The following is a 14,820-nucleotide window of genomic DNA, read 5'->3' as shown; positions in this document are numbered from 1 at the left end:
GCACAAACACACACCCCCCCCTTTTTTTGTTTGTGTGTTTGGTGGGGCCGCCGGCGGCTCCCCTCTCACTTCACTCCCCCCCACCCCCCGCTTTTCGCGAAGCCGGTAGCTGTCACCGCGGATGGTGATCACTGTCGAATGATGAAGCAGGCGATCAAGGATCGCGGTTGCCACCACGGGACCGCCAAACACGCTGCATTCGCCAACCGAGCGATTGGAGGTAATCAGGATCGATCCCCGCTCATAACGCCGCGACACCAGCTGGAAGAACAGATGCGCGGCATTGGCTTCGAACGGGAGATAGCCGAGCTCGTCGATGATCAACAGTTTCGGCCGCGACAGGGTCGTCAGCTGCTTTTCGAGTGAGCCGTCGTCATGGGCCTTGGCCAGCATCGCCACGAGCGTCGCCGCGGTGACGAGCTGGACGCTATGGTTCTGCCGGATCGCCTCGCGCCCGAGAGCCACCGCCAGATGTGTCTTGCCCGTACCCGGAGGTCCAAGCAACAGGACCGTGTCGCCATGAGCGATCCAGCGGCAGCTCGCCAGCTCCCCGGATTTGGCGCTGATCCAGCGACGGCTGCGCGTCGAAGTCGAAGCCGTCGAGTTCGCAAACAAACGGGAACTGCGCGATCTTGCCTGCCATGGAGATGCGCCGCTCGTCGCGCCTCGCGATCTCGCGCGTCACCAGGAAAGCCAAAGCCTCGCGCAAGGTCATTTGCGAACGCGCCGCTTCGTCCAGCAGCGTATCGAGCTGATCCCGGATCGCGGTCAGCTTCAGCCGGTCGAGCATTGCGACCAACATCTCGTGATCGAGCGCCGTCATCCCCAGCTGCCTCCCACCAGTGCCTCATATTCGGCTAGTGGCCGCAACAGAGCGGAAGGCGCAACGATATCCGCCGATTGTACCGGCGCAGCAGCGCCGACCAGGCCGGCAAGATGCGCGCGCTCGACAATCCGTTGGCGACGTCCCCGGCACAAGGCATGATCCGCCACCACCTCGCCCGCGTGACGCACGATAACACGGCCGCCCAGCACCACGACTTGGACGCTCTCCCCGATCAGGCGCCAGGGAACGGAGTAACTGTTCGTGTCCAGGTCGATTGCGCAGTCCGCCTGGACCTTGCGCACGAGATCCCGCAGCTGCCCAAACGGCGCCCGTCCGCCCAGAGGGCGAAGCGCCCCGGCCTCTTCGGCAAAGCGCTCCGCAGGAGCCACGCCGGTCGTGCCATGCACACGCTGATCGGCAATCTCGCGCGTCCACCGGTCCAGATGCGCCTCGAACGCCGCCCAGTTCTCGAACCGGCGGCCGGCAATCGCATTGCGCTTGACGTAGCCGACCCCGCGTTCGTCCTTCCCCTTCGTACGCGCCCGGTAGGGCGCACAAGCCCGCGCCGTAAATCCCCAGTAGCGGGCAAAGGCGTGCAGCCGCATGTTGAACCGCACCTCCCGCGTCGTCGCATCGTGATGTTCGACCAGCGCCTTCGGGTTGTCGAGCAGTACTTCCGTTGGAACCCCGGCGAAGCGAAGGAAGGCTCCTTCCATCCCCTCGAACCAGTCCACCTGGCGCTCCCGAAGCGAGGGACGGATATGCAGCCGACGCGAGTAACCCAGCGTTGCTACAAACAGATGCACCCGAACACGCTCGCCCCCTCAAACCGAACCGTCGCGCGCTTCTGCGCCCTCAACTCCCGACGCCAACCCTGCACCCGAAGCTCCACCGAACGAAGCCCTATGACGATCCCATGTTCGCTCTCCAGTTCCTGGCGCACCACATCGGCATTGCCGCCATGGCGGAAGAAGCGCTCCCGCAGCCAATCGTCCAGCCCGTCAAACGCGGTCGGCCGCACAGGCTTGCGAAACGGAACAGTCCCGCCCTCGCGTAGATACCGACGCACCGTGTTGCGCGCGCACCCGAATTCCTTCGCCAGTCGCTTCGCCCCCAGCCAAGCTCATGCAGCCGCAGCATCGCTGCCACCTCTTCAGGCTCAAGCATCTCCTCTCCCTGCATCGTTCTCGACAATGCAGGAATCGCCGAAATCCCAATCGTCATCCATGCCTCCTCTCATAACCGAGGGGGTCAGTTGTTCATTTCGTCAGGGGGTCAGTTTCTCAATTCGGCCGACAGGTGGACGGCGCTACCCGCACGCCGCGCTCCGCAGCAAGGCGCTCGCCGATTGTGATTTTTCGTGGAATGAGGGGCAGACTCAATCTCGCTGCAAGTGCAGGGTGATGTCGCGCAATTTTCGAGAAGGAATCAGCGTGATGGAACAGAGATTTGGGTAGACGAGACTGGCGCCGGCGGGGTTGCTCGTCGAGCATGCCGAAATCAACACGGATTGTGTATTTCTTGACGTGCGCGCTACGGCGCTTTCGGCAACGTGCTCGTGCTGCGGGACGAGTCACGCCGACCCAGAGCCGATATATTCGACAAGCCGCCGATCTGCCCATCGCTGGCCGGCGGGTGGTCTTGCAGGTGACGGTTCGCCGTTTCTGGTGCGACGCCGTTCTTTGCCGCCGCCGCATTTTTGCCGAACGGTTTGGCGCCGGTGTATTGGGCCCGTTGTCGCGAAGAACCGGACGCCTTGAGACGATCGTTCATCACTTGGGACTGGCGCTGGGCGGCAGGCCTGCGGCCGCCTTTGCCGATCGCCTGACGACGCCGGTGAGCAACGACCCCTGTTGCGTGTCGTGCGCCGGCGGACGGAACAGCCGCGCGATAAGCTCGCCATCATCGGCATCGACGACTTCGCGTTCCGGCGCGGCCAACGATACGGGACGATTGTCTGCGATCTTGAGCGCCGCAGGCCAGTTACACTGCTGCCTGATCGCGAACAGGCGACATCGCAGGCTTGGTTGGCGAACCATCCTTCCATTGTGACTGTCGCTCGCGATCGGGGTGGCGGTTATGGCGAGGCGATCGCCAAGGCCCTGATTCATGGCCGATCAGGTGGCCGACCGCTGGCATCTGATGGAAAACGCCAGCCGCGCTTTCCGTGATGCAGTCAGCAAGTCCATGCGGCATATCCGAAAGACCGTCGGCAGCACCATCATCGATCCAAAGCTTCTCACCTATGCCGAATGGCTGCAATATGAAGGATATCTGCGTCGCCAGGAGACAAACGAGGCCATTCTGGAATTGTCGAAGCAGGGTGTGCCGATCAAGCAGATCGTCAAACGTACCGGACATAGCCGCAAGCTCGTCCGACGCGTCCTGCGCGGTCAGTCTCCGACATGTTCCGCGTCCGGCAGAGTTCGCTCGAGGAATGGCTCCCCTGGCTTGACGGCCGCTGGGACCAAGGCGCGCGCAATACTTCGGCGCTCTGGCGCGAAATGCGCAAAAAAGGCTTTCGTGGCCAGATCGGCGTCGTCTTTGACTGGGCGCGGCGCAGACGCCTTGCTGAAAGGATCGATCAAAGCGCACTTGCCCGCACGCCTTCGGCACGAAGCATCGCCAGGCTCATGACGCTGGCGCGTGACGACCTGTCCAACTCGGACGCTGTTCTGATCGCGGCAATCGAGAGCAATGTTCCTGACCTCGTCAACCCGCGAACGCTGATCGACGACTTTCAGCAGATGATCCGATCAAAGGCGGTCGCAAAACTGGGCGCTTGGCTGGACGGCGCGAAGGCAAGCCCTCGTCGGCTTCTTTGCAAACGGGGTCGAAAAGGACATCGCCGCAGTCCGCAACGCCATTATCTCTCCGTGGTCGAATGGCCAGACCGAAGGCCACTCATCAAGCGGCAAATGTACGGCCGCGCCAAGATTGATCTGCTCCAGGCGCGCCTCGTCTACAACTTAGGCTGTGGCCGCAGCGAGAGTGCGTCAGAGCCCCTTTTGCGCGAAAAACCAGGGTCCCGATTCAGTGGTCATTGACAATCCAGCCAAACTTGCCTTGCAAGGTTCGCGGCGTGGCCCACAAGAAGCAGGCCTCAGGATCGAAGACATGGTCCGCAGCAAGTGGGTCTATCGCTACGCAACTTCCGTGCCGGCATCGAAGCTGGCATCTCTTGCCTCAAACGCGCCTACCGACTTACGCGCCGCACCTGGCGCGGCCTTGATCACTTCAAGACCTACATCTGGTCCTCGGTCGTGGCCTACAACCTCGTCCTCTTCACTCGCCTCAGGCCGACCTGATACCAGCTCGGCATCGCCGCTGTCTCGCTGGCTGCGCCGCCCGCAATGGTGTGCGTCTGATCGTGCCGAGCGCGGCATTTTGTCGATGATCAAACCTTCCTAACCCTGTCCATACCCGTCAACGGCGCTTCCCGCCGCACACAGACCATCGTAAATGCTGCGAAATGCCGACGTTTATGGACGGAAACTAATCTAGGATCGAAAGGCGCGGCCTCAAAGAAGCTCCTGGCACTCCGAGGCGGTCCACCTCATCACCCCAAAAGTCATGACGCCAATCAATACAGCATGACCTCCCCAGCTGCACGATCGGCGAGATAAAATCGCTCGAGCGAGACGCTTTTTTCAATGAGCGCTGGGTCCCCGCGACGTCGGCATATTTCGTTCAGCCAGCCATACATAGCCTGGCAGTCGACCTTGTAGAAAAAGTGAATCTTTGCCAGAATTGCGACAATCTCTCGATAATTGGCCTCGCTGATAATCTCAGAAAATCCCAGGATGCATTCGAGCGCTTCATTGGTCCACTCTTTGCGGACATCAATCACGGCAATTCTTGCCAATGGCTGCTCGACGTTGCGTACAACGCCTTCGGGGACACGAGCCCCATCAATGTCGACCACCAAATGCAGCCTTGGCGTGCTGGAGAAGCATCCTGCGCTATGTGGCAGACTGGCATCAAGAAACCAGATCTCACCTAGTCTCATTTGGAAGATCTTATGCTCTTCTGTATTATAGCATCTCGCATTCGTATCTATAACCAAGTGCACTCTGACGAAGTTCCCATCAAGCTCTAAGTAATCACGGTGAGGAATGATGCAAGCATTTTCCGATATACGTATGATCCGCGCATAACGTATGGAGTCCCTTTCAAAGTGAGTCTCCAGCAACTCATTGAGATACTGCAAGGATTGGCCCAGAGGCGTTGCCACCGCTGGGGTGTCGTGGGCGACCACCCTCTCCTCCTCCTCCTTCCCCGATTGATTGCGGAGCATGCAGAATTCCCATCTTCCGCAGGCGAAGTCCGAATATTCGCTTGAGAACCTTGACTTTGCCAAGGTGGCCAGATCGTCTGCCAGCCGCCTTTGGTCAAGCTCGACCATGCCCAATATCCGCGTTGTCATTTTGCAGCCTCCAAATTAGATGAGTTTACATGAGTTGATAGCTCTCCGGGCGACTTCTTCATCGGATACGCGCGGCGGGCCTCGTCCCTGCACTGTTCCCGGAGAAAGCCATATGGCTCATTGCGCATGGCGGGAACCAAAATGGACTCCATGTCTCTCACGCTGACGAGCTTGGCGTAGGTTCCGCCCAACGCGAAGTCACGCATGACGTCCTTCAATTCATGAACGTCGCGGCCGACATTGCGCGGAAGAAATCTGTGCTCTGGCCTTCCCACGACATCGCGGACGTAGATTGATGATGAGGCGTTAAGGGGCCCCGCCCCGAAGTCAACGACACCCTCGACATCGATCGTCTTCATGTACGGCACATGGGCTAAAAATTCGCAGCGGTGCACGTGGCTAGCAACAGACGTACCGAGGCACATGACAGAGCCTCCGAGCTGGCTGATCATGCCAAAGATCGAGTCATCCCCGAATGGGCTGTATCGCCACCACTCTTCCTCGGAAAGCTCTGCCGCCTTGGGGCCAACGACGATCATTGAATATGCGGGATGTTTGGTGCGCCAGGCCGACAGTTCTCGCAAAACCAAGTGTCCGAGGACGCCAGTTTCCGAACTTGATTCTTTCCAATGATAATAGTGCGTGTCGCAATAGCTCAGGGTAAAAGCCGGGAGAAGGACCGTCACGGAGGCGGATAGACGCTCAATCGCCTCAAGGAGAATTGGCCCAATCCTTTCCGGCGCGACGTTCTTGAGAGCTATAAGAGATGAATGCACTGTGATCGTCTTCGGAGCGTGCGCCTCAATGTAGTCGACGACTTCGCTAAGCTCACTTCGGAATCTTTGGGTCGCATCAGCTACGCGAACAACCGGGACAGATGTTCCGGGGGTCTCGGCAGGTCCGGTCGTGCCACATTCGATGCGTTGGAGGTAGGTTGCCCACTGTTCCAGTGACGCGTCCTGGTCGTCGTAAACATCGCGGGAAAACATGAGTCCACTTCCCGCCAACTCCAGCTGAATTTCCAGAAAGGTCAGTGAATCAATCGCACATTCTCGGATGACTGACGTGGGCTCGACCACCCGTCGCGTAACGACGCAGACGGCTCGGAGCAGACATTCAAGATACGACGAGATTCTGGTTTCAACCGGCTCTTGGCTGCGACTGCCGGCTGCGCTAAGCGCCTCCCTTGCCGCTCGTGCGAGCGCGGATTCATTGAGCTTTCCATTGCGCGTATACGGCAGCTCGGCAAGCGCAACGAAGAGCCGCGGAACACGATCACCCGGCAGCACCTGCACTAACCGGCGGGAAAGCTCGTCCACATCGGCATACTCAGGCGTCACAAGACAGACTAGATGCTGGTCTGAATCACCTTCGCCATCGATCAAAATAACGGCCGAATCCACACACAATCCTATGCGCTCGACCGCGTTGGTGATTTCTCCCTTCTCCAGCCGTACGCCCCGGTATTTTATTTGACCATCCTTTCGTCCAAGAAACTGAAGTCCGGCCTCACTTCGCGCCACACCATAATCTCCGGTCCGGTATAGGATCTGGCGACCGCGATGCGTGGTAAATTCCACGAAGCGGCTCTCCGACTCGATTGGATTTGCAACATAGCCGGATGCGGTCTGCACACCTCCCAGCCAGAGCTCGCCCTCTACCCCAAATCCCACCTCGTCTTGCTTCTCGTCTAGAACAAACACATCAACATTTGGCGCGGGACCCCCGATCAACATCGGGCGATCTCCATCCTCGGGGCGACAATAATGATAGGTGACAGCCACGCAGCATTCTGTCGGCCCATAGCTGTTGATCAGCGTGACATTGGGCAGTGTGGCATAAAATCTCTGGCGAAGTATATCCGGCAAGACTTCCCCGTTGCACACGACATAGTTGAGCTGCTTGAAACGACGAGCCAGGGTGGGCAGGCGCTCCAATGTCCCGAGGAACCGTCGCAGAAGTGTTGGAACCAGCTGAATTATTTTGGTGTCGCTCTGGGCCAAGAATTCGATAGTCTGGACGATCTGCGTTCCCATCTGCGTCTTCGGCAGCACCATTGCTCCGCCGGTGAGGAAGGGCACGAACAGCTCTGGGATGGAAAAGTCAAATGAGGGCCGCGAAAGATGAGAAATGCTCGCGCTTTCGGAGAAGGCGATCATGTCGATATACCAATCGACCAGATTGAGGAGGGCGCTCTGGGACACGGGAACACCCTTCGGAATGCCGGTGCTTCCCGAGGTGTGCATGATGTACGCGATGTTCGAAAACGGTGCATCTGCGGTGCCGTACATCTCGAGACGATCAATATTGATGGATTCATCCCGGCTCTGAGAGATGATGGCCTTAGCGTTAGTACTCTCGCACGCGTGCTGGACACGCTGGTTGGACTCCGATGGGTCCATCGACATGAAAGCCGCGCCCATCATTTGCGTTGCTAGAATGCTGGCGACACACTCAATAGAGCGAGGCAGCTTAACAACAACCGCATCGCCCGCTTTGACGCCAAGCGTGCTGAGTCGTCCTCCAATATCTTCGGCGATTCTGGACAACTCTCGATACGATATGCTGGTATTTCCCACCGTCCGGACAGCCACGCGAGATGACGATCGGCCTAACGTTTGCGCGATGACATCACTTATCTTGGCATTCCCAAAGCGCGTCGGACGATCAGGGCCCGACAGAATCGGCATGAGAGACTTTTCCATAAATTGCTCCTATGCTTGATCAGTAACCCATATCTGCGACAGCGAAGGGCCGAGTTGGCGTTCTAAAGTGAAGGACGCGTATCAAGGGCGTTCGGCCATTAAGGTGGATTCCAACGCCTTGAAAGCGTCTCGTAGCGCCGGAGCGCCTAGCCTCTTGGATCCTCTCCACCAGCATCCCGCACCCAAAAAGTAGCGTGTTTAGACACTCGGATGGAACTACCAACTTTGGTAGTCTGGCACCCCGGCGTCCAATCTTCGCTCTGACGCAACGTCTTGGACATTGGCATAGAGCTTTTCGCGCACGCATCCCTCTGTTCGATCAGATCGAAAACTTTCTACGTTTGACAATATACTATTGTAACTCTCTATGGAGTAACAAACCGGACGTCAATTTCTTCCTGCTCTCTGCAGAAGAGAGTAATTTCACCAAGTGCCTGCTTTCTGAAGCAATCGCATCGTTTATGGCCACTACCGGAAAGGTAACTAGTTCGAACCGTTCGTCAGGTTTATCGACGCCTAGCAGGATGGTGCCGATCGGAGAAGGCAATGTACCCGACGGCGCGGATGCGGCCCAGATCATCGCGGAGGACGGACAGAAGCCAAGGTTCATTCTAACGACGCTCTTTGTTGCGGCACATTCGGCGAGTGGCTGCAAGGGCAGTTACCGGTCGGCTCCGCTCCCCTGAACCGTCACTTCTTGGTCTCGATGCCCATCGCGCTCTTTGCGCAAACTCACTTCATGCCGATTGCAGGGACACGATCTGTAACCGTTTATCCGTCGCATAAAGTCAAAGCAAAACGACTGGCTGAGAATCTCGTGATTGCGCTCGGCGCCTCAGGAGGAATCCTCCTTTTGCAATCTCAGCTCCCCGAAGGTAAAGGGCTGGCGAGTTCGTCTGCGGATCTAGTTGCGGCTGCACGGTCAATCGCCTGCTGCTTCACGTGTAGAGTCTGAACATCGTTGATTGAGAAGCTAATGGCGGTGGGCGTCTTGTCGCGCAAACGACCCCTTCGAACTCATTTTACGCGAGGCGTTGCTGCGATCGCAACTCGCATCGCTTCGACTTTGCCGGTTTGCCGCATGATCTCGACTGTACCGACGCCATCGCGCTCAACAGGATGATCTCGGCGCGCCAGACGTGTCTCCGTCTTCGTGAGGGCGATCAGGCGTTGGCGATCGGGCAACAACGGTGAACCATGTTTCCTATGCGTATGAACCAGACCGCGCTGGACACTCGCAAAAGGGAATTTCCGCTCCGGACTCTTATGTCAGGCTGGGACCACTAGTCTTCGGTCTCTGCCCATAGTTCACGAAGTTGTGCGCTGAGATAGGCTTCTTTCCTGCAGCAACGAGAATTGCCGCCGTCAGGCAGACGAGATCGGAGTTGCTTGCCGCAAGTGTGCCGTCAGGCCTCCAAGATTGTTCTCGAAGCCAACGCGGACATGGCCGCCGAGCAATGCGCCTGCGACGACGCATGCTGCCTCGTGCCGGGCGACGGCGCAGAGGCTCCAATGGCGGAAACGGGACGGATCGGAAGCAAGGGACGGCAAGAGTTCGATCGGGTCCGATGTGTTCCGATCGAATGGCGTCCGAGCACGTAGAGAACAGGCACGTTCCCCCAAGGTATTAGACCGCGTCGCTCCTGCCGCCCGGGCTGCGCAGGCGCTAGAGGATACGATCCTGGAGCTCGGGCCCGATCAAGGTGATCGCCTTCGTCGACGAGACGGTGGTAGGCGCGACGGCTGGCGCCGTGCCGCCGTCGCGGATTATTTCAAGCCCATCGATCTGCGACCGCTATGTCGCGCTTCTCATCCTAGAGGTCATGTGCGGCATGGGCCGCACCGGCGCGCTGCACGCCTGCGAGCAGGAAGGCATCGTTCCCTATCTCATGACTCGTTGGCAAGGGGCTCGGCGCGGCTGCCAGTCGATCGGTGCGGTGCCGCCACATCTTTGATGCCTTCGCGAATGGCTCGGGCTATTCCAGCACGGCCACATCTGCATGGGGCATCCCATGGCGGCGACCGCCGCGCTTGCTCTGGAGGAGGTCATCCGTCGTGACAACCTGCTCGACAATGTCCTAAGACGATGGAGCTCATCTTTCCGGGCAGTTGCAGGCGCGCTTCCGCACCATCCCTATATTGGCGACATTCGCGGCCGCGGCCTTTTCCAAGCGATCGAGCTCGTCGCCGACCGCGGCACGAAGGAGCCGTTTGCTTCGGGGCCTAAAACTTCACCCGAAGATCAAGCGCCAGGCAATGCAGCGCAGCTTGATGGTCTATCCGATGGGCGGCACGATCGACGGTGCGTGTGGTGACCATGTGTTGATCGCGCCCCCTTTCATCGTCGTGCCTCATGAGATCGACACGATCGTGGAGCGACTTGGCGAGGCGGTCGATGCTGCACTCGGCGACTTCGAGATTTGACGGGGCATGAGGGGGACTGATCGGGCCATGTGCGTGCAGCTACTTGAAACGAATACCTCATCGCTTCCGTAAACCACTTTTTCCATCAGTCCGAGAAGCAAGGCAAGGGGCCGCAGATTGTTCCTGCTCGCCAGGGGTCGGAAATGGTGTGATCGACCAGCCGATTAGGTCGACAGCCTGCTGAAGTATCGCCTTGGTCTGTGCAAGGTCGGGTGAAGCGGCGATGACATATCCGATAGAGTCTCGGCAATCGCCTTTCCTGACGATCGGCGTATGGGGTCCAACATATAATTTGACCTCGACGACACCTGGTATAGCAGCTGCCTGGAGGTCGCCACCAATCCAATCGAGGGTGCCGTCGCGACCAGGAACCAGGGTCCGCGCGACCGCAGTTTGCGAATGCCTTTTGCACAAATTCCATTCGTCGCCGATGACAAGCTTGATGTGCTCGGTGATGAGATCGATACCGTAAGCCAGCTGAACCAGTTTAGGGTTGGGCCCACCAGCAAGACGCGGATTGACTTCAATGACGACTGGGCCGCGCTTCGTCCATCGGAGTTCAACGTTCGTTGGCCCCCAGCCAAGGTTAAGAGCTCGCAAACAACTCAGCGAAACTTCGACAATGCGCTCATGGTCATCATCAGTCAGAGGGGCCGGAAAGCTCAACTGGCGGAAGACGAAATGCGGAGGACGGTCGAAGTCAGCGGCCTCAATCCCAATGACCTCATTGCCCATTATGTCAGCGCTATAAAAGGGGCCTTGTGCGAATTCCTCGACCAGTATCCTTGGCGAAGACTGCCATACGTGCTTCCCGCCCAACAGATAGGCCGTATGTTCGGCCAACTCATCGACGTTGCGGCACAATCGGACACCGCTGCTGCCGCTGCCTACGGCCGGCTTAAGAATCACCGGCAGGCCGATCTCTGCGGCAGAGCTTTTTATGTCCGTCGCATTCGCTGCCACGCGATAAGCGGGTATTGGAACATCGGCCTCAGCTAGAAGCTGACGTTGAGCGAATTTGTCGCAGCATCGTTCGATCGATGCAGGGTTCGGCCCCGGTAGATCAAAATGCCGGCAGAGCTTGCCGACTGTCGCATAGGTCGACTCGTTGGCGCCCGTAATGCCAGAAATATCATAGGTCTCACGCAGCCGGGAGCATTCCCGGATCAGAGCATCGAGATTGTCTGTGTCGACTCGGATTGCCTCAACCCCTTCCCCCGCAAGATAGTCGTAGCGAGCTGGATCAGTTGACAGCGTAATTGGATAAAGACCGAGACGCTGGGCTGCTTGGACGTATAGCGCACCCGTGACCGCGAAATCTGAAACGCCTTCAATCAGGATGAGCGCTCTTCTTGCCATTGGATGTCAACCCCGAAGTTGTGTAATGTGCGGCGGTCCGAGCGCAATCAGCAACAGCTTTTCAGCCGTGCTTGACCTCAGACTTTGCGATGAAGGTACCATCGTCAGAGATCTGCAGTTGCAAATATTCTGTAAACTTGTTTGAAGAATCTATTGCAATATTGCGTTGCCCGCAGTTTGGCACGGAGGGTCACGACGAATCCAACTGTTTGCGATATTCAAAGGACTCCAAGTTGATCTGAAAAAACGGGAACTGATAAACAAGACCGCCGACGACCCTCGTGAGGCGGCCATGGCCAGTCAAAGTTTCTCTAGAATGTGAATGTTCACGACCCATTCCGGAGAGACCGACCATGACCACTTCAGATTCTACACCCGCCGCCGCGGTGCTCGTAGCGATCGACATTCCCAAGGTGCGCAATGAAGTTCTGATCGAAGCACCAGGCCACAGGCGCCGGCACGCCTTTTGGTCCTCAACACCCGCTCCAAAGGATGCAAAGGTGATCCAGCAATGCTCAGGATCCAGGCGACGCAGCTCTACATGATCCGCCGCGGGCCGGCATCGACGACGTGAAGGAACTGTCGAAGACACTTGAAGCGATCGCCAGGGCCAAGACCCAGATCCAGCACCGTATCCTGACGCACTACCTACCGATATATTTTTCTGAGATCGATCGCTTCCGGGGAAACGGCCGCAGCGATTGGTTCTTCGCCTTCCTCCATGCCTTTCCAACCCAGCAAGTATCACGGCGCTGACGAAGGAGGGAGTTTGTGACAGCAGTTTGGGATGTCGTCGGCCGCAAGGTCAGCAAAACACAGATTCTGATAGATATTCACGAGATGGCGCGCTCATCGATCGGACTGCCGCTGCCGCTTGATGCGCCTGCCATTCGCATGTTCCGGATGGTCATTGACGAAGCACGCAGCTGACCCGGCAACGCAATGAGATCGAAGTGCAGGCCGACGAGCTGTTGCGGCACAGCCAGGATTATCAACTCCTGCGACAAATCCCGGGCATCGGACCGATCAACGCATTGACCGTCATTGGCGAAGCCGGCGATCTTCGCCGTTTCGGTCATCATCGCCAGTTTCTAAAGTACTGCGGACTGAACCTCTCGACACAGCAGTCAGGCCAATATCGAGGCCAGACCCCGCCTTTCCAAATTCGGCAATGCTCGGTTGCGCCGCAGCCCGGGATCGCCGGACCAGTCGTCATCCGCCAGCGCGAGAACGGCTTCCGTCATAACTTCGAACGCTACATCGCGAGGGATGCGGCAATCCCGATCTGCGCCGCAAGGCAATGACCTATTACCGCCAAGATGGCGCGTGTTGTGCACGCCGTCGTCAAAGGTGGTTCCGACTACCGCCCTTCGTTGAAGGGCGGGGTGCCAGTGGAAGAACCTCGGTCAGCTAGGGCCTGAAGGGATTGCCTCGATGACCCTCTAGAGCCTTTTACGTGTTCACGGAAACGTATCCGGCGTTTGCGAAGTAGTTATTGCATTCGGCGGCCTCGATCGTTGTGACGAGGTGACCAATGTGGCGCCAAGCGTCCTTGGCGGTACGCTTCTGCGCTTGGCGCATCCAGTGTTTGATCTTAGCGAAGGCCTGCTCGATCGGATTGATGTCCGGAGAGTAGGGCGGCAGGTACCTGGCCGGTCGCGGGGTCAAGGTCTCGCGCGGTGTGGCTGTTCCTGCGCCGCGAAGGCCTGAGCTTCAAAAAAAACGCTGTTCGCCCTTGAGCAGGCGCGCGCTGATTGCTGAGATTGCTCGCAGGCGCCGACGATGGCGATCCTGGCAGGCCGGCCTCGATCCGCAGTGCCTGATCTTCATCGAAGAGACCTGGATCAAGACCAACATGGCTCCGCTGCGAGGTTGGGGGCCGAAGGGCAAGCGGCTGCGCGGCTTGGCTCCGCACGGCCACTGGCGCACACTGACCTTCCTCGGCGCGCTGGGATCGGCTCGCGGCACGTTGCGTTTTCGACGGACCAATCAACGGCCAATGCTTCCGAGCCTATGTCGAGCAGCAGCTCATCACCGTGCTGAAGCCCGGCGACATCGTCGTGATGGATAATCTCGGAAGCCATAAGTCGGCGGCATCCGGCAGATGATCAAGGCGGCCGGCGCCAGACTTTCGTCCTTCAGAGCGTCTTCACTACCGTCGAATCCGCAATGCCGAACCGTTTCGCGGCCGACCGGCGGCTCTCCCCACTCAAAACCGCCGCCACAACTCGCTCGCGAAGATCATTGGAAAGAGGTCGGGTCTGCTGGCCTCCAATGCAGCCAGCATCTTGAATCTGGAAACCGACCAATCCGGAATCGCCTTCGATTCCGTCAAGTCGTGAACCGCTCTTAGATCGATGACCCTGTAAAAAATATTCGGGTCTTCCGCCTGGATCAGAAGCTCGTGTTGAGGAACGGCGAGGGCCGCCTTCGTGTATCCTGTGTTTGCTATGGACGAGACCTTTTCCCTTGCCGGTGGGAGCCGCCTGGTTCGACGACTTGACCAACGTCACGCAGCAAGAGCATGCTGACGAACAGAGAGACCTTGACTGCAGGCTCCCTTTCCTTCCGCGCTTAGGATGTTGTCCGACACGATCATGCAGGGGTAGCCACGATGCTGGGGGATGTCGAGTTCCCGGGCGACACGCTCACTCGAGATGGAGTTGTCGACGACCGTGGCCAGGCGCTCCCGGCTTAAATCGGTCGATGACGCACAGGACTCCGGAAGCGGCGGCGATCGGTCAGCGTGTCGGAGGCGAAGTCGAGGCTCCAGCGCTGATGGGCGCCCTGCGGGATCGCAATCGGCACCCTGGTGCCCAATGCCCGCTTGCGGCCGCCTCGCTTGCGCACCGTCAGCCGCTCCTCGCGATAGAGGCGATAGAGCTTCTTCCAGTTTCACCGCCACGCCTTCGCGCTTCAGGATCAGGTGCAGCCGACGGTAGCCAAAGCGCCGGCGTTCGGCGGCCAGTTCCCGCAGCCGCTTGCGCAAACCGGCTGCGGGTTTCGCAAAGTCCCGGACAAGGAATTCAGTAAGTCGCGGACACGGATTTCAGTAAGTTCGGGACAGGGATTTCAGTAAG

General features: G+C 58.5%; 4 protein-coding genes and 10 pseudogenes. 6 read left to right on the top strand and 8 right to left on the bottom strand.

From position 1 onward, the window contains the following. Together istB and istA are read right to left on the bottom strand one after the other, a co-directional pair. Nucleotides 1–823, bottom strand: a pseudogene (istB, locus tag NKI01_RS30365) (IS21-like element helper ATPase IstB); the annotation flags it as partial. Beyond that, a pseudogene (gene istA, locus NKI01_RS30360) lies at nt 820–2,050 on the bottom strand (IS21 family transposase). The pseudogenes istA and istB, both read right to left, overlap by 4 nt. A 239-nt stretch (nt 2,051–2,289) precedes the next feature. On the opposite strand from istA, the pseudogene NKI01_RS30355 reads away from it, so the two are divergent. Together NKI01_RS30355 and NKI01_RS30350 are read left to right on the top strand one after the other, a co-directional pair. Beyond that, nucleotides 2,290–3,789, top strand: a pseudogene (locus NKI01_RS30355) (ISL3 family transposase); the annotation flags it as partial. Between the two features lie 127 nt (nt 3,790–3,916). Further along, a pseudogene (locus NKI01_RS30350) lies at nt 3,917–4,134 on the top strand (transposase); the annotation flags it as partial. Nucleotides 4,135–4,409: 275 nt separating this feature from the next. Here the strand turns inward: NKI01_RS30350 and NKI01_RS30345 are convergent. Both NKI01_RS30345 and NKI01_RS30340 read right to left on the bottom strand, forming a co-directional pair. Further along, entirely contained in the window at nt 4,410–5,231 is an 822-nt protein-coding gene (locus NKI01_RS30345; protein ID WP_352965776.1) for an aspartyl/asparaginyl beta-hydroxylase domain-containing protein, read from the bottom strand. Between the two features lie 17 nt (nt 5,232–5,248). After that, the gene (locus tag NKI01_RS30340) at nt 5,249–7,957 is read right to left on the bottom strand and encodes an AMP-binding protein (RefSeq protein WP_352965774.1); all 2,709 of its coding nucleotides are present in this window, start codon (nt 7,955–7,957) and stop codon (nt 5,249–5,251) included. 706 nt (nt 7,958–8,663) lie between these two features. Here NKI01_RS30340 and NKI01_RS30335 point away from each other — a divergent pair. Next, nucleotides 8,664–8,912, top strand: a complete 249-nt coding sequence (locus tag NKI01_RS30335) for a GHMP family kinase ATP-binding protein (protein WP_352965777.1) — start codon at nt 8,664–8,666, stop codon at nt 8,910–8,912. Nucleotides 8,913–9,221: 309 nt separating this feature from the next. Here NKI01_RS30335 and NKI01_RS30330 read toward each other — a convergent pair. Next, nucleotides 9,222–9,597 (bottom strand): annotated as a pseudogene (locus NKI01_RS30330) (3-keto-5-aminohexanoate cleavage protein); the annotation flags it as partial. Nucleotides 9,598–9,602: 5 nt separating this feature from the next. Here NKI01_RS30330 and NKI01_RS30935 point away from each other — a divergent pair. Next, a pseudogene (locus tag NKI01_RS30935) lies at nt 9,603–10,381 on the top strand (aminotransferase class III-fold pyridoxal phosphate-dependent enzyme); the annotation flags it as partial. Nucleotides 10,382–10,438: 57 nt separating this feature from the next. Here NKI01_RS30935 and NKI01_RS30315 read toward each other — a convergent pair. Then, a complete protein-coding gene (locus NKI01_RS30315) occupies nt 10,439–11,740 on the bottom strand; it encodes an ATP-grasp domain-containing protein (protein ID WP_352965768.1) in 1,302 nt (433 codons plus the stop codon). Between the two features lie 353 nt (nt 11,741–12,093). On the opposite strand from NKI01_RS30315, the pseudogene NKI01_RS30310 reads away from it, so the two are divergent. Then, nucleotides 12,094–13,161 (top strand): annotated as a pseudogene (locus tag NKI01_RS30310) (transposase). Nucleotides 13,162–13,192: 31 nt separating this feature from the next. Here NKI01_RS30310 and NKI01_RS30305 read toward each other — a convergent pair. After that, nucleotides 13,193–13,387, bottom strand: a pseudogene (locus tag NKI01_RS30305) (transposase); the annotation flags it as partial. 29 nt (nt 13,388–13,416) lie between these two features. On the opposite strand from NKI01_RS30305, the pseudogene NKI01_RS30300 reads away from it, so the two are divergent. Beyond that, a pseudogene (locus NKI01_RS30300) lies at nt 13,417–13,907 on the top strand (transposase); the annotation flags it as partial. A gap of 414 nt (nt 13,908–14,321) precedes the next feature. Here NKI01_RS30300 and NKI01_RS30290 read toward each other — a convergent pair. Beyond that, a pseudogene (locus NKI01_RS30290) lies at nt 14,322–14,729 on the bottom strand (IS3 family transposase); the annotation flags it as partial. Nucleotides 14,730–14,820 lie beyond the last annotated feature (91 nt).

The organism is Mesorhizobium sp. M0815, assembly GCF_040319995.1.
Lineage (GTDB): Bacteria > Pseudomonadota > Alphaproteobacteria > Rhizobiales > Rhizobiaceae > Mesorhizobium.
The sequence above is the reverse complement of the archived record's forward strand: the minus strand, read 5'-3'. Positions and strand labels throughout refer to the sequence as shown.

Bases quoted from the DNA above. Each gene is read 5' to 3' on its own strand.
- NKI01_RS30345 (WP_352965776.1), bottom strand. From the start codon at position 5,231: ATGGTCGAGCTTGACCAAAGGCGGCTGGCAGACGATCTGGCCACCTTG.
- NKI01_RS30340 (WP_352965774.1), bottom strand. From the start codon at position 7,957: ATGGAAAAGTCTCTCATGCCGATTCTGTCGGGCCCTGATCGTCCGACG.
- NKI01_RS30335 (WP_352965777.1), top strand. From the start codon at position 8,664: ATGCCCATCGCGCTCTTTGCGCAAACTCACTTCATGCCGATTGCAGGG.
- NKI01_RS30315 (WP_352965768.1), bottom strand. From the start codon at position 11,740: ATGGCAAGAAGAGCGCTCATCCTGATTGAAGGCGTTTCAGATTTCGCG.